Origin of the sequence: Bradyrhizobium sp. Mp27 (assembly GCF_029953005.1) — a bacterium.
Taxonomy (GTDB): domain Bacteria; phylum Pseudomonadota; class Alphaproteobacteria; order Rhizobiales; family Xanthobacteraceae; genus Bradyrhizobium; species Bradyrhizobium barranii.
On sequence record NZ_JASAUS010000124.1, the window covers coordinates 1 to 22874 of the forward strand.

The 22874-nt window shown below is 59.5% G+C and carries 26 protein-coding genes and 3 pseudogenes; 15 read left to right on the forward strand and 14 right to left on the reverse strand.

Features of this window, described 5'->3' with window-relative positions:
* Positions 1-797: 797 nt before the first annotated feature.
* Entirely contained in the window at positions 798-965 is a 168-nt protein-coding gene (locus tag QJT78_RS38440) for a hypothetical protein (RefSeq protein WP_155258292.1), read from the reverse strand.
* 1583 nt (positions 966-2548) lie between these two features.
* Between QJT78_RS38440 and QJT78_RS38445 the strand changes: the two genes are divergently transcribed.
* Together QJT78_RS38445 and QJT78_RS38450 are read left to right on the forward strand one after the other, a co-directional pair.
* Positions 2549-3556 (forward strand): alpha/beta hydrolase, encoded by a 1008-nt coding sequence (locus tag QJT78_RS38445; protein WP_281460483.1) that lies wholly within the window; start codon positions 2549-2551, stop codon positions 3554-3556.
* Positions 3557-3653: 97 nt separating this feature from the next.
* Positions 3654-4949, forward strand: a complete 1296-nt coding sequence (locus QJT78_RS38450) for a DUF892 family protein (RefSeq protein ID WP_038944775.1) — start codon at positions 3654-3656, stop codon at positions 4947-4949.
* A gap of 1259 nt (positions 4950-6208) precedes the next feature.
* Here QJT78_RS38450 and QJT78_RS38455 read toward each other — a convergent pair.
* Entirely contained in the window at positions 6209-6514 is a 306-nt protein-coding gene (locus QJT78_RS38455) for a hypothetical protein (RefSeq protein WP_157790195.1), read from the reverse strand.
* A 65-nt stretch (positions 6515-6579) separates the two neighbouring features.
* Between QJT78_RS38455 and QJT78_RS38460 the strand changes: the two genes are divergently transcribed.
* On the forward strand, positions 6580-6939 hold the full coding sequence (locus QJT78_RS38460) for a PRC-barrel domain-containing protein (protein ID WP_028153968.1): 360 nt from the start codon (positions 6580-6582) through the stop codon (positions 6937-6939).
* 839 nt (positions 6940-7778) lie between these two features.
* Here the strand turns inward: QJT78_RS38460 and QJT78_RS38470 are convergent.
* The 5 genes and pseudogenes from QJT78_RS38470 to QJT78_RS38490 form a co-directional block, all read right to left on the reverse strand.
* Positions 7779-8099, reverse strand: a complete 321-nt coding sequence (locus tag QJT78_RS38470) for a hypothetical protein (protein ID WP_155258191.1) — start codon at positions 8097-8099, stop codon at positions 7779-7781.
* 510 nt (positions 8100-8609) lie between these two features.
* Positions 8610-8837, reverse strand: a complete 228-nt coding sequence (locus QJT78_RS38475; protein ID WP_038944777.1) for a hypothetical protein — start codon at positions 8835-8837, stop codon at positions 8610-8612.
* Complete coding sequence (locus tag QJT78_RS38480) at positions 8801-9001, reverse strand: hypothetical protein (RefSeq protein ID WP_028153970.1); 201 nt, start codon at positions 8999-9001, stop codon at positions 8801-8803. The genes QJT78_RS38475 and QJT78_RS38480 overlap by 37 nt, the downstream gene beginning before the upstream one ends.
* 189 nt (positions 9002-9190) lie before the next feature.
* Complete coding sequence (locus QJT78_RS38485; protein WP_028153971.1) at positions 9191-9370, reverse strand: hypothetical protein; 180 nt, start codon at positions 9368-9370, stop codon at positions 9191-9193.
* Positions 9367-9569: pseudogene (locus tag QJT78_RS38490) on the reverse strand (hypothetical protein). Before QJT78_RS38490 ends, QJT78_RS38485 begins: the two are co-directional and overlap by 4 nt.
* 338 nt (positions 9570-9907) lie before the next feature.
* On the opposite strand from QJT78_RS38490, the gene QJT78_RS38495 reads away from it, so the two are divergent.
* Both QJT78_RS38495 and QJT78_RS38500 read left to right on the forward strand, forming a co-directional pair.
* Positions 9908-10618 carry a Crp/Fnr family transcriptional regulator gene (locus tag QJT78_RS38495; protein WP_049810298.1) on the forward strand — a complete coding sequence of 237 codons (711 nt, stop codon included), beginning with the start codon at positions 9908-9910 and terminating at the stop codon, positions 10616-10618.
* A 349-nt stretch (positions 10619-10967) separates the two neighbouring features.
* Positions 10968-11325 (forward strand): annotated as a pseudogene (locus tag QJT78_RS38500) (hypothetical protein).
* A 27-nt stretch (positions 11326-11352) separates the two neighbouring features.
* Here QJT78_RS38500 and QJT78_RS38505 read toward each other — a convergent pair.
* From QJT78_RS38505 to QJT78_RS38515, 3 genes are all read right to left on the reverse strand, one after another.
* Positions 11353-11586: a hypothetical protein gene (locus QJT78_RS38505; RefSeq protein WP_049807925.1), complete on the reverse strand. Its 234-nt coding sequence runs from the start codon at positions 11584-11586 to the stop codon at positions 11353-11355.
* 291 nt (positions 11587-11877) lie between these two features.
* The gene (locus QJT78_RS38510; RefSeq protein WP_157790196.1) at positions 11878-12084 is read right to left on the reverse strand and encodes a hypothetical protein; all 207 of its coding nucleotides are present in this window, start codon (positions 12082-12084) and stop codon (positions 11878-11880) included.
* 636 nt (positions 12085-12720) lie between these two features.
* Positions 12721-13140 carry a hypothetical protein gene (locus QJT78_RS38515; protein WP_162136547.1) on the reverse strand — a complete coding sequence of 140 codons (420 nt, stop codon included), beginning with the start codon at positions 13138-13140 and terminating at the stop codon, positions 12721-12723.
* Positions 13141-13229: 89 nt separating this feature from the next.
* Here QJT78_RS38515 and QJT78_RS38520 point away from each other — a divergent pair, with 89 nt between their 5' ends.
* The 6 genes and pseudogenes from QJT78_RS38520 (at position 13230) to QJT78_RS38545 (ending at position 15792) form a co-directional block, all read left to right on the forward strand.
* Complete coding sequence (locus QJT78_RS38520; protein WP_281460484.1) at positions 13230-13592, forward strand: hypothetical protein; 363 nt, start codon at positions 13230-13232, stop codon at positions 13590-13592.
* Positions 13593-13594: 2 nt separating this feature from the next.
* A pseudogene (locus QJT78_RS38525) lies at positions 13595-14127 on the forward strand (DNA ligase); the annotation flags it as partial.
* Between the two features lie 129 nt (positions 14128-14256).
* Entirely contained in the window at positions 14257-14514 is a 258-nt protein-coding gene (locus QJT78_RS38530) for a hypothetical protein (RefSeq protein WP_240537728.1), read from the forward strand.
* Between the two features lie 182 nt (positions 14515-14696).
* On the forward strand, positions 14697-15155 hold the full coding sequence (locus QJT78_RS38535; protein ID WP_014494411.1) for an Hsp20 family protein: 459 nt from the start codon (positions 14697-14699) through the stop codon (positions 15153-15155).
* 71 nt (positions 15156-15226) lie between these two features.
* A complete protein-coding gene (locus tag QJT78_RS38540) occupies positions 15227-15550 on the forward strand; it encodes a hypothetical protein (protein ID WP_028154356.1) in 324 nt (107 codons plus the stop codon).
* A gap of 14 nt (positions 15551-15564) precedes the next feature.
* Positions 15565-15792 (forward strand): hypothetical protein, encoded by a 228-nt coding sequence (locus QJT78_RS38545; protein ID WP_309248396.1) that lies wholly within the window; start codon positions 15565-15567, stop codon positions 15790-15792.
* Positions 15793-16435: 643 nt separating this feature from the next.
* Here the strand turns inward: QJT78_RS38545 and QJT78_RS38550 are convergent.
* Positions 16436-16699, reverse strand: a complete 264-nt coding sequence (locus tag QJT78_RS38550; RefSeq protein WP_038944782.1) for a hypothetical protein — start codon at positions 16697-16699, stop codon at positions 16436-16438.
* Between the two features lie 994 nt (positions 16700-17693).
* Here QJT78_RS38550 and QJT78_RS38555 point away from each other — a divergent pair.
* The 4 genes from QJT78_RS38555 to QJT78_RS38570 are packed head-to-tail and all read left to right on the forward strand — an operon-like array spanning position 17694 to position 20465.
* Entirely contained in the window at positions 17694-18650 is a 957-nt protein-coding gene (locus QJT78_RS38555) for a hypothetical protein (RefSeq protein WP_028154189.1), read from the forward strand.
* Between the two features lie 11 nt (positions 18651-18661).
* A complete protein-coding gene (locus tag QJT78_RS38560; RefSeq protein WP_038944784.1) occupies positions 18662-19321 on the forward strand; it encodes a hypothetical protein in 660 nt (219 codons plus the stop codon).
* A complete protein-coding gene (locus QJT78_RS38565) occupies positions 19318-19734 on the forward strand; it encodes a phage holin family protein (RefSeq protein WP_028154187.1) in 417 nt (138 codons plus the stop codon). The genes QJT78_RS38560 and QJT78_RS38565 overlap by 4 nt, the downstream gene beginning before the upstream one ends.
* The gene (locus QJT78_RS38570) at positions 19731-20465 is read left to right on the forward strand and encodes a hypothetical protein (protein ID WP_028154186.1); all 735 of its coding nucleotides are present in this window, start codon (positions 19731-19733) and stop codon (positions 20463-20465) included. The genes QJT78_RS38565 and QJT78_RS38570 overlap by 4 nt, the downstream gene beginning before the upstream one ends.
* 65 nt (positions 20466-20530) lie before the next feature.
* Here the strand turns inward: QJT78_RS38570 and QJT78_RS38575 are convergent, their stop codons facing one another.
* The 3 genes from QJT78_RS38575 to QJT78_RS38585 all read right to left on the reverse strand — a co-directional run bounded on the left by QJT78_RS38575 (position 20531) and on the right by QJT78_RS38585 (position 21903).
* Entirely contained in the window at positions 20531-20740 is a 210-nt protein-coding gene (locus tag QJT78_RS38575; protein ID WP_038944785.1) for a GlsB/YeaQ/YmgE family stress response membrane protein, read from the reverse strand.
* A gap of 183 nt (positions 20741-20923) precedes the next feature.
* Positions 20924-21445: a DUF1003 domain-containing protein gene (locus tag QJT78_RS38580; protein ID WP_049807926.1), complete on the reverse strand. Its 522-nt coding sequence runs from the start codon at positions 21443-21445 to the stop codon at positions 20924-20926.
* Positions 21445-21903, reverse strand: a complete 459-nt coding sequence (locus tag QJT78_RS38585; protein ID WP_028154185.1) for a low affinity iron permease family protein — start codon at positions 21901-21903, stop codon at positions 21445-21447. The genes QJT78_RS38580 and QJT78_RS38585 overlap by 1 nt, the downstream gene beginning before the upstream one ends.
* Positions 21904-22874 lie beyond the last annotated feature (971 nt).

Here is a 22874-nt window from a genome sequence, read left to right on the forward strand (position 1 = left end):
GCTTTGCTTATCTTTCGCAGATGCGCTGGCAATTGAGATTGCCATCAAGGTTGCTGTCCCGAGTGACATAAGCATTCTGTTCATCGGCAACTCCTGTGGGTTGTCTGTCGATGAACACGCCTGAAGCCCGGGAGGTTCCAATTAGGCGCACGGGGCGACATTGGAAGCTTCGCATCGCAATATTCAAACGTCCGCAGAGCACCTGACTAGTGGCCTTTCGGACCACTTACATGACCGTAGATGGCAAGGCGCGCATCGAGTGGGAAGCTCGAGCGCAGTGGAAGGAGAAGCCGTTGGAGGGCGCTGTGGATAAAGGCCACTCAGTGGGCGGCCTCATGAGAACGCCTCTATTTCGGTGTCCCGGTCTGGCTACCCGAACCGGTGGTCTGCTCCCTTCCCGGTTGGCCGGGAGAATGCGCAGAAGCGCCCGGCTTCTCTTGATCGGGCACGTAACCGGACGCTCCGGAGTTGCGGGTCTTGATCCCTTTGTCCGCATCGCGGTGCATCTGCTCGTTGGGCTCGCTAGCCTTGAGCCCTCTCCTCCTTGGTTTGCACACTGGGCGCGATGTTTTGCTACCGTCGCCCGGGTTCTAGACAGGAAGCCGCAACGTGGTTTCCACACTTGATAGCGTAGGCGCCACCTGAAGCCGCGTGCGAGGCCCGATGCCTTCACGCGCGAAATAGTAGGGAGTGGATATTAAGCCGCCAAAAAAACACCTAAGTGGTGTTGATTTCAGCGGTTAGCGTGAGGGTGAGCAAAGTCCGACCTTCATCGGGGGAAGGGCCGTCCGTGACCTTCAACTCCCATGGTATCCCCTCCACATGTCGGTGGGATGCTCAGACGTCAGGACATTACCTGCGTACTTCACTGCCTCAAGTTTCGCTGCCTCGGTGTCGGCCACTTCAACGCCGACGTCATCGATCAGCATTTTTCCGTTCAAGATATGGAAGTAGTAGCGCGGCATAGACGCTCCTCCGTTTGGGCGGGAGCGCAGTCGTGTCTCTCAGTCAAGGGGCGCCTTGATCGGTCCCGGTGATAGAGGGACAAGAGCAGCTACAGAGTGGCGTTCCTAATTAGGCTACCGCGCTAGGAAACAGGCCAGTCCCCTCTTGGGGGCGACCGGCTCAAAGGAACCACAAGGGTGGGCGAATATTTGGTTCGTCGCTGGCTCGCTGGACAGCCGGCGGAGCGCGAGATGCCGCTCGGTCGCAATATCGGCGTGCATCTGGCGCTACCCCTGCACGGTTGACGTTTGTAGGCCGCGGGGGTTCTGGCCGAGCCAGGAACATCGTGGTTCTTGCCATGTTTTCCCGACGCCCTCGGGCTCGTCGAGGGTAACCTCTAGGCCCCGGCTCACCCCCATTTGAGCTGGGGCCCTTTTCTTCCGGGACAAGGGACTGACTGAAGGGGAACGACCAGAGCAGTCGAAAATTTGAGTCGTCGCTGGCTCGCTGTAAGAGCTGGCGGAGCGGCCCCGGCCTAACCCCCTAGTCTCCCCCGGAGCCGGGGTCGTCTCTCCGTCCTTGTCGTGTAGGAGTAGCGTATGCGTTCCTCGCCCTCGATCGTGCCGGCCTCGACCGCGACATCTATCTGGTGCGATTTTCGCGAGCGTGATGGCACTGATTGTCGCATTCAGATTTCTCGCTCAGTAAGACCGCCCAGAGCCAGGCATCGCCCATGCGGCTGAACTGCTTGCGCGCCGCGTCTTTGGCGGCAGTGTCTTCCAGGGTCAGGCAGCGCCCGGCATTCTTCCGAAGATGCTCGGACCGGCTCAATAGGAGATCAGCGCTGCTAGCGGGATCGGCAGAAGTCTGCCAGGCGTTCCGGCACAGGGGACACCGACACTGATTGACGAATTTCCCGGGGGGCAAGTAGGTCGAGTGCATCGGAGCTGCCACGATTCGCCCGCAGGCGGTGCAGCCGTTCGTCCCTTGAGACGGCGGTCGTAGGCCCTCTTCTTCAACGGCCTTCGCGGTCCAGCGGCGCTCGAACTTGCGGAAAAGATTGCAGGGGATAGAGCAAAACGTTCACTGAGCGCCTCCTGTTTGTGGGCGGGAGTGCGGTAACGTCTTTCGGTCACTAGCGCCTGTCATGTCGTGCTAGCGATACCTTGGATATGGTGTCTCTAAAGACATTTGCCTGAGCGGTTCCCGGGAAAACCGCTCCTCGGCATTCGGCAGATCAAAACGATGCCCTGCATGGCGCCGCCGTTTGGATAACACTCTTCGTGCTGTGCCGCATCCGTGGGGCGTAGGAACATATCTATACCCGCCCTGTTGCGTCTGCACGACATGACCCGTGAAGGCGCATGCCGTCCCCAAAATGGAGATTTGACCATGCGGGGCGCTCTGTGGGCACGGCAAAGGCGACGTCCGGGTAGACATAGTTCCAGATCCCAAAATCCAGCGCCAAAGACGTAAGCGCCCAAAACGCACGAGAAATTCCGCGACAAAGACGCCAGCGTCATCAAGATCGTGATGAGACCAGGACTTTAAACCAGCACGCGTTCCTTCCCCAACAGCTGGCTCCGCCCAGCGAAAGTGTCACATGCGCATATTGAAAAAACGTTCGCCATCGTTGGCGGCCACGACCCTTCGTGCTTTCGCAGAATATCCGGTGGCCTCCGCGGTTGTCGCAACAGTCGGCCTGATGGCTGCGGCGGCAGTCGTCAATCGGCGACTTGCCGACAAGGCACAACGCGACAACCCGCCTCAAGGACGGTTCATCGATATCGACGGCGTTCGCCTGCATTACGTCGAGCGCGGATCCGGCCGTCCTCTAGTCCTGCTCCATGGCAATGGCAGCATGATCCAGGATTTCGAGTCGAGTGGTTTGATCGATCTCGCCGCCAAGGACTATCGCGTCATCGTGTTCGATCGTCCCGGCTTCGGTCACAGCTTGAGGCCCCGCAATGTCGTGTGGACGCATGCGGCCCAAGCCGATCTCTTCAAGGATGCGCTTGCACACCTCGGTGTCGAAAAGGCGATCGTGCTCGGACATTCCTGGGGAGCGTCGGTGGCGATCGCATTGGCAAGCAGACACCCCTCCATGGTCGAGGCCCTGACACTGGCGTCGGGCTACTATTTCCCGACAGCCCGCACCGACGCGATGATGGCGATCGCCGGGCCGGGGATCCCCGGGTTTGGCGATCTCCTCAGTCACACCATCTCTCCGATCCTCAGCCGCCTGATGTGGCCAGCGATGCTGCGGCAGCTGTTCGGACCTAAATCCGTCCCGCGAAAATTCGACGGCTTCCCCAAATCGATGGCCGTGCGTCCATCGCAGCTTCGGGCCGGCGCCGCGGAGGCAGCGTTGATGGTTCCTGCCGCAATGCTGTCTGCGAAGACCTACGGCGAACTTGCCATGCCGGTCACCATCCTGGCCGGCGAGGACGATCGCCTCATCGACATCGACGAGCAGTCCGGCAGGCTGCATGACGAGATCAAGCACAGCAAGATGCGCCGCGTCCCGAATGCGGGTCATATGATCCAGCAGTCGGATACGGCCGACCTCATGGCCGCGGTCGACGAAGCCGGGGCGGAAACGCTGCATTGAGAACCCTAATCAATCTGATCGCGGCACGAACCGAATTAGGAACGTCCAGCACAGCGCCCGGTTGGCCCTGGTATCTCCCGTAATCAAAGGTCTCTCCATGTATCATCACGTCAAAAAGCTCATGTTCACAGTCCGGGTCGACGAGCCCGATCCACGGTTCGGAAATATGCTGCTCGAACAGTTTGGCGGGGCTAACGGCGAGCTGGCGGCCGCCATGCAATACTCCATTCAGGGTCTCAATTGCGAAGATCCGGACCGCAAGGATCTCCTGATGGATATCGGAACCGAGGAATTGAGCCACCTCGAGGTGGTGGGATCGCTCGCGCGCTTGCACTTGAAGCCCTTGAAGTTCGATCGAGAAGCGGCGGAAGCCGACCCTTTGATCGCTATTGCCGGGGGCGGCGGCGTCAATCTGTTCAACTCGCAAGGCAATGCCTGGACGGCTGACTATCTCAAGATCACCGGCGAACTCGACGTCGATCTGCGCAGCAACATCGCCGCGGAAGCGCGCGCCAAGATCGTCTACGAAAGACTGATCAATTTTTGTGATGACGCCGGCACTAAGGACACGCTGCAGTTTTTGATGACGCGGGAAATCACCCACATGAAGGCGTTCTCGCGTGCGCTTGAAAGCATGGGCAAACCCACATTCAGCATCGGCCGCATCGCTCCCACGCCGGGTCTCGTGGACCAGTTCTTCAACGATTCGACGGGTTCCGGCGACAACGGTGAAATCGACACAAGAGGCCCCTGGAACGAAGGCGAAGACTGGATCTTCATGGAATCACCGGCACTCCAGAGCGGCGATCCCGGCGCGGCGCCTTCGATCGTTGCCGAGAGTTCGCCGTCGGAGCCTGTCATTGGACTTGACGACCTGCTGATCGATCAGCTGCGGGACCTCCTACATGCAGAGAAGCAATTGACCAAGGCATTGCCTCAGATGATCGAGGCTGCTCGCTACGACCAGCTCCGCGAGCTGTTCACCGTTCATCTCGCCGAAACCGAAACGCAGATCGAACGTCTCGACGAGTGCTTCGAACTGCTCGGCAAGAAGCCGCGCGTCAAGTCTTGCAAGGGCATGCAAGGACTTGTCGAAGAGGGCGACGAAGTGATCAAGGATGGAGCCAAGAAGGACGATGCAGCAGCGGATCTCGCATTGATCGGCGCGGCACAGCGTATCGAGCATTACGAGATTGCCGGCTACACCGCTGCCCGCAACCTGGCGCAGCAGTTGCGTCACAGCGCGGTGGTCGCACTGCTTTCGAAGAATCTGGCCGAGGAGGAGAACGCGGATCAGTTGCTCAATCAGGTCGCGCGTTCGTTGATGTCGGTTGCGAAAATGCCCGCCGCCATCGAGCAGACCTTCGTCGAAGATGAGCCCGCTGGAGGCTAGGTCAGCGTCGAAGCATTGAGATAGGCGGTCCCCACTCTGTGGGGCCGCTGCTTGCTAACACGTTTTGACGAACCGCGAGGCGGTTGGAAAGGACTCCCGAGGATCAAAGAGCATACCTGCCGGCTGTGCAACGGAACCGGCTTTCCCAGGTCCATGCAGCCCCCTCATCCTGGCCGTAAGAGCTACCCCGTCATTGCGAGGCCTGCCAAGGCAAGGGAAAGATCACAGAGTCGGGTGAAGAGATCTCAGTGCTTTGATCTTTCGATTTCGAAGGTGAACTTGGCCGGCATCACATCCCGGACCCCAATCGCCATGAGCGTTTGGCGGTAGTTGCAGCCGAATGATGGAGGGCGTTACGCGCCATGTCGGCCAACGATTTGGCGGCTTCCGCTTGCGCGGCCCGCAATTCGGAAGCTCCAGTCCTTCCTCATCGAACTATTCACCCGGCTCGCGGATCACCTGAGCGTGTCGCCGCCGAGGTCGAGCGTACGGTTGCGGAGAGTGAGAAGAGCAAGGGACTGGGGGCGGCCTTTCGAGGATCCGATCAAGATGGGCTATCGCGTCCGGCGCAAGCTGAAGACGGATCAGTACCGCCAACTGAGGCGGCCTTATTCTTTCGTGGTGGCTTGCCTTGCCCGGGACAATCTCCGAAACTCGATTGTTATGTTGGAGGCGCGAATTGCGAGCCCGCCCGAGATTGCGCGGGTAGCGTAAGCCGAGTGAGCGTCCACCATTGGTCGATCGAACCTTAGTGCGACCGGGAACAACATCTAACCGATCTTACTTTTCCGGCGTTCGCACCACGGTTAGGACCGGCTTAGACGAAGGCTCCCACGGCGCGGGGAGGACCACCCTGATTGGTCGAGCGTCGGCAAATCTTTCTGCGAAATTGGGTCGTTCTCCTGTGGCGGGCTCGGCGAGAGCCACCGCGAAGGACGCCACAACGAAAGCCAAGCCTAAGAGGACTGTTCGAATATCCACCAACATTTTGCTGATCCCGTTTCGAAAAGGACAACGCGGGCCTTCAAGAATGGTTCAGCCGACTGAACGTTTGCTACTCGAAGGAAAGCCGGCGCGTGCCCATCAGGAGCGAACGGGCCAAATTGCGCCGAGTCTTCACGGGCGCCGGATGAGATCCGGCCGCTTCTCAAGCAAATCGGCCCTCAGACCGAGATCTTGCCGACAGGATCTCTTTTCTACGAAATCACTGATGCCGTAAGCGCGGTGATCCGCGACGAATGAGCGCTCCGATCCCGGCGTCAGATGCTATCGACTGGAATAATACAAATGCTTTTTCCTTGCTCGTCGACGACCGAAACCGAGCAATTGCGCCCGACCCGCTCAGGACGAGTCGCACGCAAGGAGCGCGCGAGTCTGATCGCCTCGATCTGCGCCGCTGTCTCGTCCACCAGATCGTGCACGCCATGATCCGCGACAATCCGAGTGTCGACAAGCTTGAAGTGGAACTTGGGCATTCTGGGAAGGTTGCAATTTTCCTGCCAGTTCCATCGCCCATAGTTGTCACCTCGCGGGCTTAGAACTGCCGATGCTCCGCTATTGAGCATGGCGCGCTCCAACAATCTGGAACGTCCCCGCTCCGCGCGCCGTTTGTCAACCAAGGGAGGACAACATGGCCACGGAACAACGAGAAACGGGCAGTCTGATCGGAAGCGACAAGGTGGAAGGCACGTCGGTCTACGGTGCCGACAACGAGCATATCGGGTCGATCGAGCGGTTAATGATCGATAAGGTGGGCGGGAAGATCTCATACGCAGTGCTGAGCTTCGGCGGCTTCCTGGGCATCGGCGATGACCACTACCCACTGCCCTGGCAATCCCTGAAGTACGATACAGCATTGGGCGGCTACCGGACCAATGTCACCAGGCAGCAGCTTGAGGGCGCCCCCAAGTACGCCGACGAAACGAATTGGGATTGGCAGGACTCGTCGCGGACCCGAGCGGTTAACGACTACTACGGGGTACCATTCTGACCCTTGATTGCTTCGGCAGCTAGTGTCGTCTGGCTGCCGACGTAATCCGCTTATGGAAGTTGCAAGCCGCCTTCGCCTCCAGGCTATCGCTATCGCTATCGCTGCCGCTGCGCGGCGCTGCTTAACAGCGTTCCGCGGAGCAGCGGTAAGGCCGCCGGAAGGCGGACTTACCCATGGCGGCCATCGGACACCATCTCCATCCCATGCGTAACGCGTTTGAGTTTTGCCTGCCGACCCCCGCCAAGGTGGTGCCGGCCGGCCCCGACTGGATCCACGAAATCAAATATGACGGCTATTGCCTGCGCGTCGAGCGCAACGGCAAGAGCGTGCGGCTGTTCACCCGCAACGGGCACAACTGGACCAAGCTTTCCCATGGATCGCCGAGGCCGCTCTCAAGAACCGCGAGCAACAATTCACCATCGACGGCGAGGCTGTGGTGCTCGGCGTTGGCGGCGTCTCCGACTTCAACGCCCTGCACTCACGCCGGTACGAGGACGAGGTTGAGCTCTTTGCCTGCTCGGCGGCGAGGATCTGCGGCCGCTGCCGCTGAGCCTGCGTAAGACCAATTTGGCGCGGCTGCTGCGCGGCCGGCCGGACGACATGTTCGTAGCGCCATTCGAGGCGGGCGAGATCGGTGCCGATCTCTTGGCGCCGCCTGCCGCATAGGCCTCGAGGGCCTCGTTTCCAAACATCGGGAACGGCGCTACCGACCGCGCACATGCGAATGGATCAAGCTCAAGAATCGCGCGCATCCGGCGATGTCGCGCCGGTTTGAATGAAACAGGCCCCTGCCAGGATTTGCAGCGCGGCCCGCCCACGCGTTAAATCAACCCCGCCTGTTACTCGGTCGCTTCGAGCACAAAAAAAGCCGTCACGGTTGCCGTGATGGGTTTCTCGCTCGGGGCGAAGGCACTACCCTCATAATTGAGGTACGGTTCTATGACTGCTGTCGATATCGTCGGCTGGGTTTTATTGGCAGCGGTGCTGTTGGTTACGCTGAGCACAAAGAAAATGCCGTCGAGTTGAGCGCCTGCATTGCCTGAGACGTTACCAAGGCAGCTTAGCGATCGCGTAGGCAACAAACGCGAGAAGCGCAATCCAAGCGAATGAAACGCACCAAGACCTAACTGCACGATACGGGTTAACGCCCCGCGCAGCACGGGTCACAACGATAGAACCATCCATACCACCCCCAAAGCGTTGAAGATCGACAGCACGACAAAGCTGAACCGATAAGATCGTTCCGCCCAATCCATAAGCGTCCCCTGCTTATGCAACCTGTAGTCATTTCCATATCCTGCTTGGTTATTTGGGAAAAGGAAGCAACTTTGACCTAACCGCATTTTTTGGCAGACCGCGACCCGCTCCATAAAAACGGCACCGGCCAAGAGCTTTTGAGGTGTGGAGGCCGGAGCCGTTGGAGTTGCCCTGGCGGTAATGGGGTCGCCACGGTGGTCCCGAGTATAGGAAAAAACGGCAATCAGTTCTGTGCGCTTTCGTACCTACGCCTACGATCCCGCGCCGCCCGATCTTCGAATATGGCGACGATGGCGGCTACTTCGTTTTTTATGACCACCCTTACTCTCCCCGTTTCTTTTGACGAGGGAGAAGCAAAATCGTTCAATTGAATCAGCAGTGTACGGTACCGGACGCAGCGCGACGCCCGATCCTCAATGGATCGTGGGTTTTTCCATGATCTCTATGTAGTCGCGATAACCGATCCGATGAAGTTTGATCATGACCCTCGCCAGGCGGCGGAGTGCGTTTCTGGCGCCGCCGATGGGAAGTTCGCGAGCGCGCCGCAGCAGCTGTGCAGCGCCTTCAATTAGGGGCGTACCTTCAGGTAACTCTTCGGCTGGTCTCATTTCGAGACCTGTAAACCGGGCGGCCTCAACCATTCACTCATTTGAGAGCCGGTCTCTACTTGCCGAGCCTTGCGGATTGCGCGCTCCCGTTCGATACCGGGAGGGAGAGACTTGGCCTTCTCACGAAGGCGCATCGCCTCTTCGGCAAGGCGTTCTTCAAGGGATATGGTTTGCTTGAAACGGCGTCGTCGCTGCATGGCGCTGCTCCATTCCTGAGGAAGGCGGGAGCGCAATCGGCGTTCTCATCACCGATAAAAGCCAGGTACCGCGCGGTGATGGCAGGACCTTAGCACTGTCCGATATCGAACATATGTCCAATTGTGCACCAACGCCAAAAGTTAATGAAACAACTACGAAACCGCCAAAAATTAGAGCAGGACCCGCAGCTAGTCAGTCGCGGTCTTGATTAGCCCGACTTTTCTCGCCAGTTGCCACACCTCGACGTCACGACCGTCGACGAGGCACGTTGCTTTTTGCAAGGCCTCGTCATCGTCCACGGCATCTAAGGCATGGGCGCTGATAATGTGTCCATCCTCATCGAGGAGGAACGCGCGGTAGTCTTTCACGTGGGCGCTCGAAGTCCGGGAGACCGCAGCCACTCGCTTATGTGAGAGCCGGTCTCCGCTTGGCGTGCCCTGCGATGGCTTCGTCGCGTAACCTGCCAGGTGGAAGACTCTCGGCTTCTTCTCGCAGGCGCTTTGCCTCTTGAGCGAGACGTCCTTCGAGTGGGAGTAGTTGTTTGAAACGGCGTCGCTGCTGCTGCATGGCGCTGCTCCCTGTGTGAGAGAGGGCGGGAGCGCAACCGGCGTTCTCATCGCCGATAAAAGCCAAGGTCCTTGCGGCGACCCTCGAGTGTCCGATATCGGACCAAGAAAAGCGAGTCAAAAATACTTCGCTGCGGCCAGGAACGAAGTCTCGCCCTAGACTTTGCACTATGTAGAGGGTTTTTCCCGTCGTGATTTTCCCGGACCTGTAGCGTCGCTGTGATGGAAATCGGACCGACAGGCTGACCTAAAGTTCCCTATACAAGCTATCCCGCTTGCGTGCTCTCGGAGCGCATCCGTCCCGCGGAGATCGGCCCGACCGACCGGGCGGGAGCCGCATTGGCCAAAAATAGCGCTTCGGCGAAACATACCAACAATCTTCTCGGATCTTTGCCGCACGCTCAATTTAGTTTGCTCTCACCTTACATGGTCGTCGAGCAACTCGAGCAAGGTACGATTCTCATCGAAGCCGGAGACGAGACCGAAAACGTTTACTTCCCACACGTGGGCATGCTCTCGCTGCTGTCAGTCTTGAAGGACGGTAGGGCGATCGAAACCGCGACCGTTGGCCGGGAAGGTGTTGTTGGAGCCATGGCCGGACTTGGCGCGCATATTTCTCTTGTTCGGGTCGTTGTGCAGCTCAGAGCCGAGGTGACAAGAATTCCGGCAAGCCGATTTCGCAAGGCAACGGGAGAAAGCACCACACTGCGAAACCTCTGCGTAGGCTACAACGAAATCCTGTTATCCCAAGCCCGGATCAATGTCGCTTGCAATGCCGTTCATGTCATTGAAGCGCGTTTCTGCCGATGGCTCCTCCAAACGGCTGACACCGCAGGAAGCAACACCATCAATCTAACACAACAGTTCCTGGCCGAGATGCTGGGCGTGCGGCGCACCTCAGTCACAGAGGTCGCAAGAAAAATACAGAACACCGGCGCAATTCACTATGCTCGCGGAGAAATAAGTATTCTTGATCGTCAGATTCTGGAACGCTTATCATGCGAATGCTATGCGACGCTGGTGGAGCAATCGAAGAGCTTGAGCAGGTAGGCCGAAGCAGTCTCTGGTAGCAGCGCCTTCCGAGACGGCGTTGCCATGTCTGCTTTCCAACCTTACAGGTCCGGTTCAGCTAACGCCATCTGCGCCGCGATTTCGGCACATCACTGGGGGCGGCCCTGGATAGGCAAGCCTGACTGGGACGCACCGGGGCTGCGCCACGGGCCATTACCGAAGTTTCCCGGTGGCAGGTCGGTAGTTGTTTCGGGAAGAGGAACCAAAAGGGGCCCGAAATTTGAGTCATCGCTTGCTCACCGGCAGGAGCTGGCGGAGCGGCCCCGGCCTACCTCATGACTCCCCTGTCAACCGGGGCCGTCTCTCCGCACTTGCATCGGAGTAGCGTATGCGTTCCTCGCCCTCGATCGTGCCGCCGCCTCGAGCGCGACATCTATCTGGTACTTGAAGACTTCGGCGCGCGCGCCGGTTGCGCCTGGCGCGAGACGGATGAGGCTGACACCGACCTTGAGGGCGTCCTGCAAAATCTCCTGTCCGGCCAGTACGCCTAGCCAGTCCGAACTGTATCCTTCAATCCCGTTGAGGGGTGGTCACGGGATGCGACTTCCGACGTCGCGGACGAGCTGGCCCAGCGCGCAGCCGACACCGAGGCCGAGATCTCGTTTGCACTGCAAGCCTTCATCGCGGCTAACGCCACAAAGCGCTTCGACGTACAGCTGGCGCTGCCCTTGCGCGGGGGCGCCTGACGGCGCAAGCGGCCGGCACCCGGCACCCTACCTTTGCTCGTTCCGCGCAAGGGACGCCAGTCTATCGAATTGGCCGGCCAAACCGACATAGGTTCGGGCAATGTTTTTCAGAGCGGCGGCGCGGTCCTTGGAGATGCCGCTCGCGGAAGAAAGTCTCTTGTAGTGGTCAGAAAGCCTCTTGTAGTGATCAGCATGTTCGCGGCACTCAGCAATGTTGCGGTCGAGGCGGTCGGCCGGCACGATCGAGGGCAAGGAACGCATACGCTACTCCCATATGTTTTGCGCACCGCGTCCGACCACTATGGTGCGCATGATCTTCGGCAATTCAGCCTGCGCCTCGCTACCCGCGTGGAAACCGCAAGCCGTTCGCCGCCGCCCAACTAACAATCTCATTCAACGTCCGCCGGCCAACGCCCACGAGCATAAAGAGGTCGCGCTGCGTTAGCGCCTGGACGTTCTCCCGCGTGGCCGTGCGGCCCGCCAAGGCGCGGCGCAACCGTGCTCGGGGGCTCAATCCATCAATCGACACGTCCTGCCGGGATGCATCCATTGCTAATCCCGGCGGAAAATCTGGCCCCGCTCGGCCACGAGCGCGAGCTCCGTCCATTCGTGCGCAAGCTTCAACCAGCCTTCTCGATCGACCTGGTCGAGGCTCCGAGTCGCCTCCTCGCGGCAGGCCGTCGCCTCCTTGAAAAATTGCTGAGCGGAGGCCTCCATCCTAACGTATTGTGACAACTCCCCGGAAGGCTTGGTCTTCATCGTTGCCTCGGCGCATAACCGTTCATGCAACGGATCGAAAACTCGTGGCATTGCCACTTGTTCCCGCACCAATCGCCACAAGATTTTCATTTTCGTCCGACTGAATTTGAGCCGTTACTTTTGAGGAACGCAGTTATGACAAAGGAGAATTGCCTAATTGTCCGAGCCGTAGGAAGACAGCTTGAACTTCTGCGCTGAGAAGCCTCCCGCATTGCAAAGGACAGCAAGATGGATTGGTGGATCGATCACGCAGATGTCGGCTCGCGCTTTTGCTTTGAGAACGCAAAGGCGAAGGAGGCCTTCGTGGTTACTTGCGACAGCTTCGGCATTCCCTGTCGAGACGGCTAGCTGAAAGCACCCGGCTAGCCCGGGTACCCCGAGGTAGGGCCGCTCCACAAGGCGGCCCTATCATCTCAGGCTTTACACCCTATCTGCGGCCTATGCGTACCGCGTTCGAATTTTGCCTGCCCACGGCCGCCAAGGTGGGCCGCCTAGACCCGAAGCTAGGAACGGCTCCATATGTCGCAGCATTGCTGTCGTGGAACGCGTTGCTAATGAAGACGGGGTAGCTCTTGATTGGAAAGCCGCAGTTTCATGGACCGGTTGCAAGAGTTGCGATGAAGAAGGCTATCGCAATTATTGCAATCTTTTGCTCGACGGGTTCGAAATCCGCGTTTTCTTGAACGATGCGGAGCAGATAGAATACACTGCGGCAAATCCTGAGGAAGGGTGGGTTCGGGTGATTCCTACTCGCAGTATTCTGAAGGGCTTTGTAGAGATCAGGATTAAGCAAACGTCTAGATCTTGGCGCACGTGAAGAGCCGCCCAGCTCTTCTTGGCCTTTTTCTTTTTGGTAGGTTTTTTCTCAAGCCGCACGCCCTTGAATTTCTTTGCGGCCTTCTTGCCCTTCGCGGGCTTCTTGACTCCCATGAACTCGCCGGACGTCTTGTCGCGCTTGGTGAAAGCGGAAGCTCCACCCAACGTGGTCTTTGTCTGCGAACTCTTCTTGACCGCACCCTTGCGCGCATTGTCGCCAGTGGGCTTATTGACCGCCATGTTTCCACCCTGAGGCAACTTAGACTTGGGAATCCTGTCTTGCAGTTTCAGGAACGAAACGGTCCGCGTCAAATTGAATCCAAGTTCCGTTGCGTGAGTTGCTTGTGCGTCAGTTCCGATGGCTTTTGTCGATCGCCCCGAACAGCGACGAGACCGTCTACTTGGTTGCGGACAACTCCGGCCGCAATGGCAACGCTTGGTGCGAAGCAGATTTGGAGAGCGCCGTGGAGACCGTCATCCAGGATCTGCTTGCCGGAGAATATCGCAAGCCGATCCGGATTGTCGCCTTCAACCCAGCAGAGCGGTGGTCGGAAGATGTTTCCGGGGCCATCGCCCGCGAGATCCAGCGTCGTTGCAATCTGCAACTGAGCGACGTGCCGTCGTACCTGCGGGAGTTTGTGGATCGCTACTCACCACAAGACCTGCAGCAATTCAGTCTTCGCCTGGTATAGCGATGGCCCTCCAGCGGAAAAAGCCGGAAGCGCTGGGCGTCAAGGCACCCTTCCCCGGCTTCATTGAGCCCGCTCTGGCATCCTCGATCGATCGCGTCCCATCCGGCGAGCGATGGATTCACGAAATCAAGTTCGACGGCTACCGTGTGCAGGTTCACCTCGCCAACGAAGCCGCTAAGGTCTTCACGCGGCGCGGCCACGACTGGACCCGGCGCTTCAAGAAGGTTGCCGACGACGCCTGGCACATCAAGGCGAGCTCGGGATCATCGACGGCGAGGTCGTGGTGCCGGCCGCCGATGGCAGCACCGATTTCTCCGTCTTGCAGAACGAGCTGAAGGGCACCTCGACCAAGATCGTGCTCGTCGCCTTCGACCTGCTTTATCTCAACGGCAGCGATCTCCGGAAGGTGCCGCTGTTGGAGCGCAAGGCCGCACTGAAGAAGATCATCACTGGCAGCGACGTGCAGTTCAGCGAGAGCTTTGAGATCGACGGCCGCGAGATGTTCACGCATGCCTGCAAGGTCGGGCTCGAAGGCGTCGTCTCGAAGGTCCGTGACAGTGTCTACGCGAGCGGCCGGGGCGACAATTGGGTCAAGAAGACGTGCGCACAACGCGAGACATTGACGATCGCCGGCTACGCGCTCGACGAGGGCAAATGGGACGGTATGTATCTCGCGCGGCGGAGGGGCGACGACCTGATCTATGCTGGCAAGGTCGACCACGGCTTCGACAAGGTCTCGGCCGCCGCACTCCAAAAGCGCCTGAAGCCGTTGATCCGACCGACGCAGCCCTACGCCAAGCGCATCGCGCACAGGGGCATGTGGGTCGAACCGAAGCTGCTCGCCGAGATTGAGTACCGGGCCAAGTCGACCGAAGGAAAAGTGCGACATCCGTTCTTCAAGGGGTTGCGTGAGGACCTATAACGGCGCGGCGGTCGGTGGCGAAATTTTTTCCAGCCCCCTCTTGAAACCAAAAACGACTTTGCTAATTTTTTTGTCGCCATCCAACGATGGCGTCCGGGTGCCTCATGGGCCTGGACCAAGAGACGGGCACCGGGTGTGTCCGGTGCCGCTCGTAGACATCTTGCTCTTAGGAGGATTTGGCTATGCGCACCTACGATTTTGCCCCCCTCTGGCGCTCGACCATTGGTTTCGACCGCCTTTTCGACCTTGCAGAAATGGCTCAGCGGGCCAGCGAGGACAATTATCCACCCTACAACATCGAACGGCTGGCGGACGATCGCTATCAAATCTCGCTCGCGGTCGCCGGGTTTTCGCCCGAGGACATTGGCATCACCGCCGAACAGAATGTGGTGACGGTCGAAGGCAGCAAATCCGACAAGACCGAGCGCGATTTTCTCTATCGCGGCATCTCGACCCGCGGTTTCAAGCGGCAGTTCAACCTGGCCGAATATGTCCAGGTAAAAAGCGCCGCGTTCGACAACGGCTTGCTGACCATCGAGCTCGTTCGCGAGATCCCGGAAGCCATGAAGCCGCGCCGAATTGCCATCGGTGATGCCTCGGCCAGCAACATGCGAAAGCTGGAAGCTAAGGCCGCCGCCTAGCCGCCCAGACGCCATTGGAGCCGCGCGACAAATCGTGCGGCTCCATCCATTGTCAATGAAAGGAGAGGACCATGCGGCCGACGACCGCTGACGACAACGTTTTCGATTTCAACGCTCTTCTTCATCCCGGCACCGTGTTTGAAGCGCCGAGAGACGTGCAGGATCATCCGGCCCTGACGTTGGCCGAGAAACGCGCAATCCTGGCATCATGGGCGTCCGACGTGTCCGCGATCGCCTCTTGCCCGTCGATGCGCGCACCTGCCGGCCTCAAGAAGCCGGTATCGATCGACGAGATCTTGGACGCGTTGCGCGCCCTGGACGGTGGCCCCCGGATGCCGCCCGGCGGAAAGCCTTACCGTCTCCGTTCGACCGAACGTGCGGCGGCGGCGGCGTAGGTTCGGAGGCCCAGATGATGATGGACGAGAACCTGGCCCCCCTTCGTGCCCATCACAACAACATCAGCCGCTACCGCCGGCTCCTGCGTACCAAGCTTTCACCTTTGGAACGGCAGTTTATCGAAAGGCGGCTTTCCGAGGAGGAGGCCGCTCTGCAAAGCCTTTCCGCTTCGACCTTCCCGATCGCCTTCAAGGAGCGAGGGCCCGGTCGACCGCTGCCGGTTGCAGAGGTGATGCCATGAGCATGACCGTCAACCCAGGCCGACCGGGCTCCGGCTCGTTCTCTTTGGCGCTCCTCGGAAGGTTCTTCGTGCGCGAATATTGAAGACTCCAGCTGCGGACGGCGTATCATCGGCGGTGGAGATTTCAGGGATGGCTGTCTCGACCAACGAGCGTCCGATGTGTCCTGTGTGCAAGCACCAGATGGCGTTAGCGCGCATCTCTCCCGGCCCCCGCGGATTCGATGAGCGCACCTTCGAGTGCTCGACTTGCGAGCGTACCGAAGTGGTCCGCTCCCCCGGATCCGATGAAAACGGACGCGGTAGGCTGGCTCGCCGGTGAGCTGGAGCCGCCCAACTGAAGTTCGGTGTGAGTGGCGCGATGGATGAGGACTTCTGCAAACAGACGCAACGCATTCGCGCATAGCAGTGCGTTGTGGCTAGGGGACGCGCCCGACGACTAGGCGCGTCCTAAGTTGGCTGAGCGGGCTAAGCTCCTTCACCAGGCGCCGCATGTTAGCGCTGGTTGGCGAGGATCGCTTAGTCGGTCCGCTGGCGATACACTAGAGCCGACGCGGCGCGGCGTGGGATTCTTGGGCGAACTGGCCGGGCATTCTCCTTGCGGCAATCGGTGCCGTTCTATTGGTGTTGGGGGCAGTCTCTAGCCTCAGCCACCCGCCGAGTTGCCGCTCTGGATGACAAGTTGGTATCGACGCTTCAGCCGATGGCTTGTGGTTGTAGCGGCGTTTTGGAGGCGATCGAGGTCCGCACCTTCTTTAGCAATCACGAGCAGTCGCCAATTCAGGCCATCGGGTCCCGCGTCGTCATGTTCAATCTCGACGGAGATAACAAGCTCCCCGCCGGGAACGTGCTGGATCTCCTGAAGAGCGATCAGTTCGAGATCGGACTTGGATACCGACGTTCTTGCCACCGGTCTCCTCCCGGCCGGCCTAACGCAGCCTCAATCGTTCCGCGACTGCTTCATGAAAGCGGCCCGCTCGAGTTGTCAGCGGGCTATTCCTTTTCGCTTCTATTTCCCTTTCATCTTCGGGTCATTCATGGTCGCCCCCGGGTTAGCGGAACTCGGGCTGCTCGATGCCCCTTGACCGCTGGTCGCGGCTGGAGAATTGCCGCCGCCCCCAGATCCCGCACCTGCGCCTCCGCCGTCCCCTGATCCCGCACCCGCGCCGCCGGCCGATCCGGCGCCGGCCCCTGCTCCGCCCGCTCCTCCGGCCCCGCCCCCAGCGCCACCCTGCGCGGAGGCGGCAGCGATCGATCCGAACACAAGTGCAGCTAAGAGCGCCATCTTGCCAATCTTCATGGTGCTTTCCTCCTATTTAAGTTTGCTTGCAACCGACCTCTGTAGCCTTCGTTCCTAAGCTGGAGCAGGAGCAAACGCGTCGAGGTGCCGCACGGGCAGGATACCTCACTTACAGCAGACGACTTCCCCGTGGAGGTCGAGATCAAAGCGAGCCGGTCGCACCTGCAGAGACAGAGGGGCTCGCCGACCGCCTCACCTAACCGCTCAATGAGCATGCGCACCAATGCCCGGTAACAATCACAAGGCTCCTGGCTTAGGTGGGAAGCGAATTTGCTCGAACGCATTTCCGCAAGCCGCGGCGGAATGTCTCGATTTGAGCTGCGATAACTTTAATAAGGCAGGCAGGGCCGCCGATCGTATCGGATCGCTTGTGCCCGCCCGCGCAAGCGCGAGTCCTGCGAGATCCTACGATCGGACGCGACATTCCCCGAGCTCTCCTGCCGGCACGCCACCGCTGCTCCGAGGTTGTTTTCTTCAGTACCAAAGTCTTGCACCCAGCGGAGAGTTTGGTCGGTGGCACGTCATCCTCGTTCAGCTAGGAACGATTCAACAAAGCGTGTGTTCGTCCTTTGATACAAGAAATAAAGCAAGAGGGTGAGAAGCGATGGCGCGATCAGTGGAGGAGTTGAGGCGTCAGTCTGAGCGCAACCGCGCAGAGCTGGCGGCTACCGTAGGGCGATTAAGGGACCAGATATCGGACACCGCCGAGGACATCCGCCACAAGGTCTCGCCGCAGCACATTAAATCCGAAGTCTCCGAATACGTCAGCGACAAGACCCAAAGCTGGATTGATGGGCTCAAACAGCAGATCATGGACAATCCCATGCGCGCAGTGGCCGCGAGCGCCGCAGTAGGAATTCCGCTGCTGCGATTGGCGCGAGTTGTCCCGTTACCACTTCTGATGATCGGCGCTGGGCTTGCCCTGACCTCTAAAACAGTGCGGGATCGCGCGCCGGACGCGTCCGGTCCGGTAATGGATAGAGCGGGGGAAATGCTCGAGGAGTTGACGGAGGGTGCCCGCGCCATGCAGGGCGACGCGACGGAAAAGCTATCCTCTGCTCGAAGCCGAGCCGCTGCTGGAGACGCACAAGATCGGGCCGCCGGCCTTGCGGATGACCTGCGAACAGGCGCAACAAAGGCTGCCAGTTTTGCTGGTGAAAAGCTCAAGAGTGGCGTCGACGCGGCCAAGGATGCGGCGACGAACGCGCCTGACCAGGCCCGTCAGGCCATCGGCGACAATGCTGCTCTGATCGGAGGCCTGGGCATCGCGATCGGTGCCATCATCGCTGCGGCTCTTCCCGAGACCAAGGTTGAAGGCAACGTGATGGGTCGGGCCAGCGATGGCGTGAAGCAGGCTGCGGCCGCTGCGGCCCAATCCGGATTCGAGGCGGCGAAAGAGACGACCACGTCGGCAGCCGACGCGGCAGCGCAGAAGGTCACCGAGGCCGACCTCGGCACCCACGCTAGTCGTATGACGCAGGATGTGGCGGGCATTCTGAAAGAGGCTGCGGACGACGTCGTCAAAGCCGCTTTTAGCCCCTCCCAAAACACCAACACCTGAAGGAAACTATCATGAACGATGTGGACCCGAACAATATTACGCAGTTCGCGCCGAACCGAGACAAGGGCCCCTCGAAGGATCTGAAGGAACAGATCGGTGAAGCCGGTGCAGAGATGAAACAGCGCGCTGGCGATGCCTTTCAGGCAACGGCCGATCTCGCGCGGGACAAATTCAGCGAAGCGGCGGATGCAGCAAAAGGGGTGACGGAAGGGACTGTGGACCAGATCCAGAGCCAGGCCCGCGAGCAGCGGCGGACGGGCGCCGATTTCGTCGAGCGCCTCGCAGGCAACATGCGTGAAGCCGGCCGAGCATTCGAGAGCGACGTACCATTCGCTGCACGCGGCATCGGTTCTGCTGCCGACTATGTCGAAGAAGCCGCTCAGAAGATCCGCGACGGGAGCTTCCGGGATCTCGTCGAAGGCGCAACTGATTTCGCCAAGCGTCAGCCCGCGGCCTTTCTCGGAATATCTGTGCTGGCAGGCTTCGCAGCAGTCCGCTTCCTAAAAGCATCCGGCGAGCAATCGTCATCATCGAAGCGGAGCGGCACAACGGATAAATCGTCGTCGGAAGACGTTCAGAAGTCCGATGGCCCCCCGTTCTCCGCGAGTTCCGCGCGGCCTAGTCCGAGTTCGCAACAAACGTCATCCTCACAGGGCAACACCGTACCATGAGTATCGAGCACGATATCAAAACTAGCCAGGGCGAGTTTCGGGCCATCTCGACGCTACTGGGCGATGCCATGTCGCAGTTCGCCAAGCTCTTCCAGAACGAAATGGACCTGGCCAAGGCGGAGGTTGGCTACAAGCTTCAGAAACTCGGTGGCGCGCTAGGTTTGATTGCAGGTGGCGCCGTTCTGGTGATTCCGGCGATCGTCATGGCGCTATTTGCTCTGTCCGCGGCGTTGATCTCCGCAGGATGGTCGCAACCGGTATCGTATCTGACATCGGCGTTCATAGCGGCGGTAATCGCGGCCGTGCTGTTTGCAGTCGGCATCAACCGGCTTGATGTGCGCAATCTGGCACCTCACGAAACGATCGGCCAGCTTGAAAAGGATAAGGCCACCATGAAAGGAATGGTGCAATGAGCGATACAAAGAGCGGTTTTATCGACAATTTGGTGACGGCGGCCCGGGAAAACCCCCTTGCCGCTGCGCTTATCGGAGGTGGAGCGCTTTGGCTGTTGGCTGGCGACCAGAAGCTGAAGACCGCGACCCGCTCGGCTGTGAATGCAGTTTCACCCGTGGCCGATGCTGGAACGAGTACTCTCAGGTCGGCAGCGTCGGCTATTAAGCAGACTGTGGCGCCTCCAACGGCACCTGAAATGGACGACGACGGATCGCTGGGCGTCAGCGAAACTTTGCGCGGCGCCACCGCAGCGGCTTCCGATGCAGTCTCAGGAGCTGCCGACAACGTTCAGGATCGGTTCGACGAGGGCGTCGCTTTCTTCCAGGACAAACTCGGCACTGCGCTTCCAGGTAAAGAAGCGCTCACCAGTGCGCAATCGTCAATAACTGAGTTGCTTGAAAGACAACCCCTGGTGCTTGGGATTGTGGGCATGGCGATCGGGGCAGCAGTCGCAGGCGCGTTTCGCGCTTCCGAACTGGAGAACGAATATATCGGCAAAGTTGCCGACGATGTGAATGCCGACCTGAATCGTCGCGCCGGCGCGGTATCGCAGGCCTTGCGAGAAGCCTCAGATACGGTGATCGCAGAAGTCGGCGACAAAGGTGCCGAAGCCTTGGATAGGGTGAAGCAGGTTGGCATGGATGCCGCCGAGGCAGTCACCGCCAAAGTAGGGTCCCCCCAGCCGGGCTAAGGTTGCGGTGGTCGTGATCACGTGGATCTGCAGCGAGGTGCGGAGTGCACCCCTGAGGTGTCTTCTCAGATTGTGCGCCGTTGTCTGCCGACCACAAAGCCATAGAGCAGCACGATGACCGCGTCGACCACGGCGCCGATCAATCCTGTGCCTTCGCCAAGACGATACCAGCCAGGGGCTTGCCCAAGGTAAGTCGCAACGAAGGCACCAACGACCCCGAGGATGGTCGTTAGGATGAACCCGGCTGGTTCGTTGGCACCGAAACAGTGCACCATGGAGCAGATCACCTGACCCGTTTCCGTGCCGGAGGCCAAGGCGGCAGTCCAAGGCGCAAGACAAACGAGCGGTATCGAGCAGACATCACGTAAGGCGGTTTAGATGTGGTCCAAAACCGAGAAGGGCGCATCGATACGCGATCGAAAGGTGGGAACGGGCGAAAGCGTGGCCCTCGTAACCGTCTACTGCTTCGCGTCTTCGTCCTGGCGGTCTTTCAAGTCTTGCGCTATCTGATCAACCGACGTCTCGCTTGCAAGCTCATCCGGCCTACCATCTTCGATGTCCTCGACATCCAGTTTCTTCGCGATGCGCTGCAATATGCGCAACGACTGGGTCGCCTCCCTCTCTGCAAGGAGATTGATCTGCAGCTCCAGGTGATCGCGCCGTTCCAGAGTTCGGTCGATCAGGCTTTGGCGGATCAGCACGCATGAGGTGAGGAGAACGGCTTCGAGCGCGAGGATCGTCGCGAGCAGCGGGAACGGATATTCGTCGAAGGCGTGATGCGGGAAAAAGTGGCTGAGGATGATCCAGCCGATCACGAACGCGCATTGAAGAACGATAAACTGAACGGTGCCGACGAACCAGCCGATCCAGTGAAACAGACGGTGATGAACCGCCAGAGTTTCTTCATCCTGCTTTTCAAGGCGAAGGATTGCGTCGATGCTTTGGGCGGCGGGCCTCGCTGACTGAGTGCCCGCCCACATTAGTTTGCGACCTTTTCTGCGGCCCGTCGCGCCGACTTCCGCGTTTTGTCGACGCTCTTGTCGGCCGATCTTTCAGCGCGCGCCCTCGCCTCGCATTTGCCGCGCAGATCCTCGATCTCGTCGTCCGTCAGGTGTTCGATACCGACCAGTGAATTCCGGGCCGCGCCGACCCGGATCAATTCGTCGAGCTTGACCTGGATCGCGGCGCTATCACGGTTTTGAGAATTCTGGATGAGAAACACCATCAGGAACGTGACGATGGTCGTTCCTGTGTTGATCACCAGCTGCCACGTATCGGAGAAACCGAAGAGCGGTCCGCTTACCGCCCATATGATGACGATGCCGGCCGCGATAATGAACGTTGAAGCCCGGCCTGCCGCCAGCGAGGTTTTGTTGGCGAGGTCGCCGAAAAACTTCGAAACCGCGGACGGCTCTTTAGCTTTTTCCTTGGCCTTCATGATATGTCGCCCCATGTCAGCGTGTCAGCCGGCGGGACAAATCGGTAGTGCGCCCGAAAGTTCCATCCTGCCGAGTCGCCGTTGAAGATCGCGCCCAGCACCGTCAGATTAACCCTTGTGACCGGCAAAGTCCTAGCCGGATGACACGTGTCGAGTGTTCGCATCAGCGCATCGCGCGAGACCTTCGCGAGAATGGAAGCGGCAGCGATGCTGGCGGATTTGGTGTCGCTCCTGATTATCGCCGCTGCGGGATCGCGATGTCTTTCAGGCGTTTCGCGTCGATCAGGAGATGTTGCGAAGTTACTCCCCCCAACAGCCCGCCGCATGGCAAGGATGGCCGCCCAGTAGATGTTGATGGTATCGATCTCCTCAACTTCGACAAACGCGACAGACCATGAAGCAGCCTTTTCCCTGATCTCGATCGCAGGAGCCTCACGCGAATTCGCATCCAGCTTTTTTCGAATCGTCGATACCGGTTATGCGCGTGCCGGGCTTCAAGATCACTGCGGCAGCCGAGACCGGCCCCGCGAGCGGGCTCATTCCGGCCTCAGCGACGCCCGCGACCGCATTATGCCCTGGTCCCACAGAAGCGTTTCATAGCGTAGCAGCTTGCGAGCCCCTGTCCTTCGGACCGGTTTTCAGAGCGCCGCTTTTCAATCATCGCCAAGATGGCGCGCGCTCCCGCGCGGCTGTCAGCGCGCAGGATTTCTTCGAGGCTCGCCTCAAGCGGCCTACCTCGATGAATAGCGCTGACGTAGTTCTTCGAGTGAATAGCGGGTCTCGGCAGCCTCGATGCGGGGCCTGGCGGAGGTGTCGCCAAGCTTTGTGGCGAATGTCTGAAATTCACTGTCAAGGAAATGGAACTAGTACCCGGAATCAGAGCTGAGTGATACGGCGGCCTTTGAAACGGCGTTGACGGACCTTTTTCTTGGTCCAGACGAAGGGCTCGGCTCTGTCGTTGTATGCGTTGA

Coding starts and splice junctions, on each gene's coding strand:
- QJT78_RS38440 (WP_155258292.1), bottom strand. CDS start 965: ATGCCGCGCTACTACTTCCATATCTTGAACGGAAAAATGCTGATCGAT.
- QJT78_RS38445 (WP_281460483.1), top strand. CDS start 2,549: ATGCGCATATTGAAAAAACGTTCGCCATCGTTGGCGGCCACGACCCTT.
- QJT78_RS38450 (WP_038944775.1), top strand. CDS start 3,654: ATGTATCATCACGTCAAAAAGCTCATGTTCACAGTCCGGGTCGACGAG.
- QJT78_RS38455 (WP_157790195.1), bottom strand. CDS start 6,514: ATGCTCAATAGCGGAGCATCGGCAGTTCTAAGCCCGCGAGGTGACAAC.
- QJT78_RS38460 (WP_028153968.1), top strand. CDS start 6,580: ATGGCCACGGAACAACGAGAAACGGGCAGTCTGATCGGAAGCGACAAG.
- QJT78_RS38475 (WP_038944777.1), bottom strand. CDS start 8,837: ATGGTTGAGGCCGCCCGGTTTACAGGTCTCGAAATGAGACCAGCCGAA.
- QJT78_RS38480 (WP_028153970.1), bottom strand. CDS start 9,001: ATGCAGCGACGACGCCGTTTCAAGCAAACCATATCCCTTGAAGAACGC.
- QJT78_RS38505 (WP_049807925.1), bottom strand. CDS start 11,586: ATGCGTTCCTTGCCCTCGATCGTGCCGGCCGACCGCCTCGACCGCAAC.
- QJT78_RS38510 (WP_157790196.1), bottom strand. CDS start 12,084: ATGAAGACCAAGCCTTCCGGGGAGTTGTCACAATACGTTAGGATGGAG.
- QJT78_RS38515 (WP_162136547.1), bottom strand. CDS start 13,140: ATGGCGGTCAATAAGCCCACTGGCGACAATGCGCGCAAGGGTGCGGTC.
- QJT78_RS38530 (WP_240537728.1), top strand. CDS start 14,257: ATGTATCTCGCGCGGCGGAGGGGCGACGACCTGATCTATGCTGGCAAG.
- QJT78_RS38535 (WP_014494411.1), top strand. CDS start 14,697: ATGCGCACCTACGATTTTGCCCCCCTCTGGCGCTCGACCATTGGTTTC.
- QJT78_RS38540 (WP_028154356.1), top strand. CDS start 15,227: ATGCGGCCGACGACCGCTGACGACAACGTTTTCGATTTCAACGCTCTT.
- QJT78_RS38545 (WP_309248396.1), top strand. CDS start 15,565: ATGATGATGGACGAGAACCTGGCCCCCCTTCGTGCCCATCACAACAAC.
- QJT78_RS38555 (WP_028154189.1), top strand. CDS start 17,694: ATGGCGCGATCAGTGGAGGAGTTGAGGCGTCAGTCTGAGCGCAACCGC.
- QJT78_RS38560 (WP_038944784.1), top strand. CDS start 18,662: ATGAACGATGTGGACCCGAACAATATTACGCAGTTCGCGCCGAACCGA.
- QJT78_RS38565 (WP_028154187.1), top strand. CDS start 19,318: ATGAGTATCGAGCACGATATCAAAACTAGCCAGGGCGAGTTTCGGGCC.
- QJT78_RS38570 (WP_028154186.1), top strand. CDS start 19,731: ATGAGCGATACAAAGAGCGGTTTTATCGACAATTTGGTGACGGCGGCC.
- QJT78_RS38575 (WP_038944785.1), bottom strand. CDS start 20,740: ATGGTGCACTGTTTCGGTGCCAACGAACCAGCCGGGTTCATCCTAACG.
- QJT78_RS38580 (WP_049807926.1), bottom strand. CDS start 21,445: ATGTGGGCGGGCACTCAGTCAGCGAGGCCCGCCGCCCAAAGCATCGAC.
- QJT78_RS38585 (WP_028154185.1), bottom strand. CDS start 21,903: ATGAAGGCCAAGGAAAAAGCTAAAGAGCCGTCCGCGGTTTCGAAGTTT.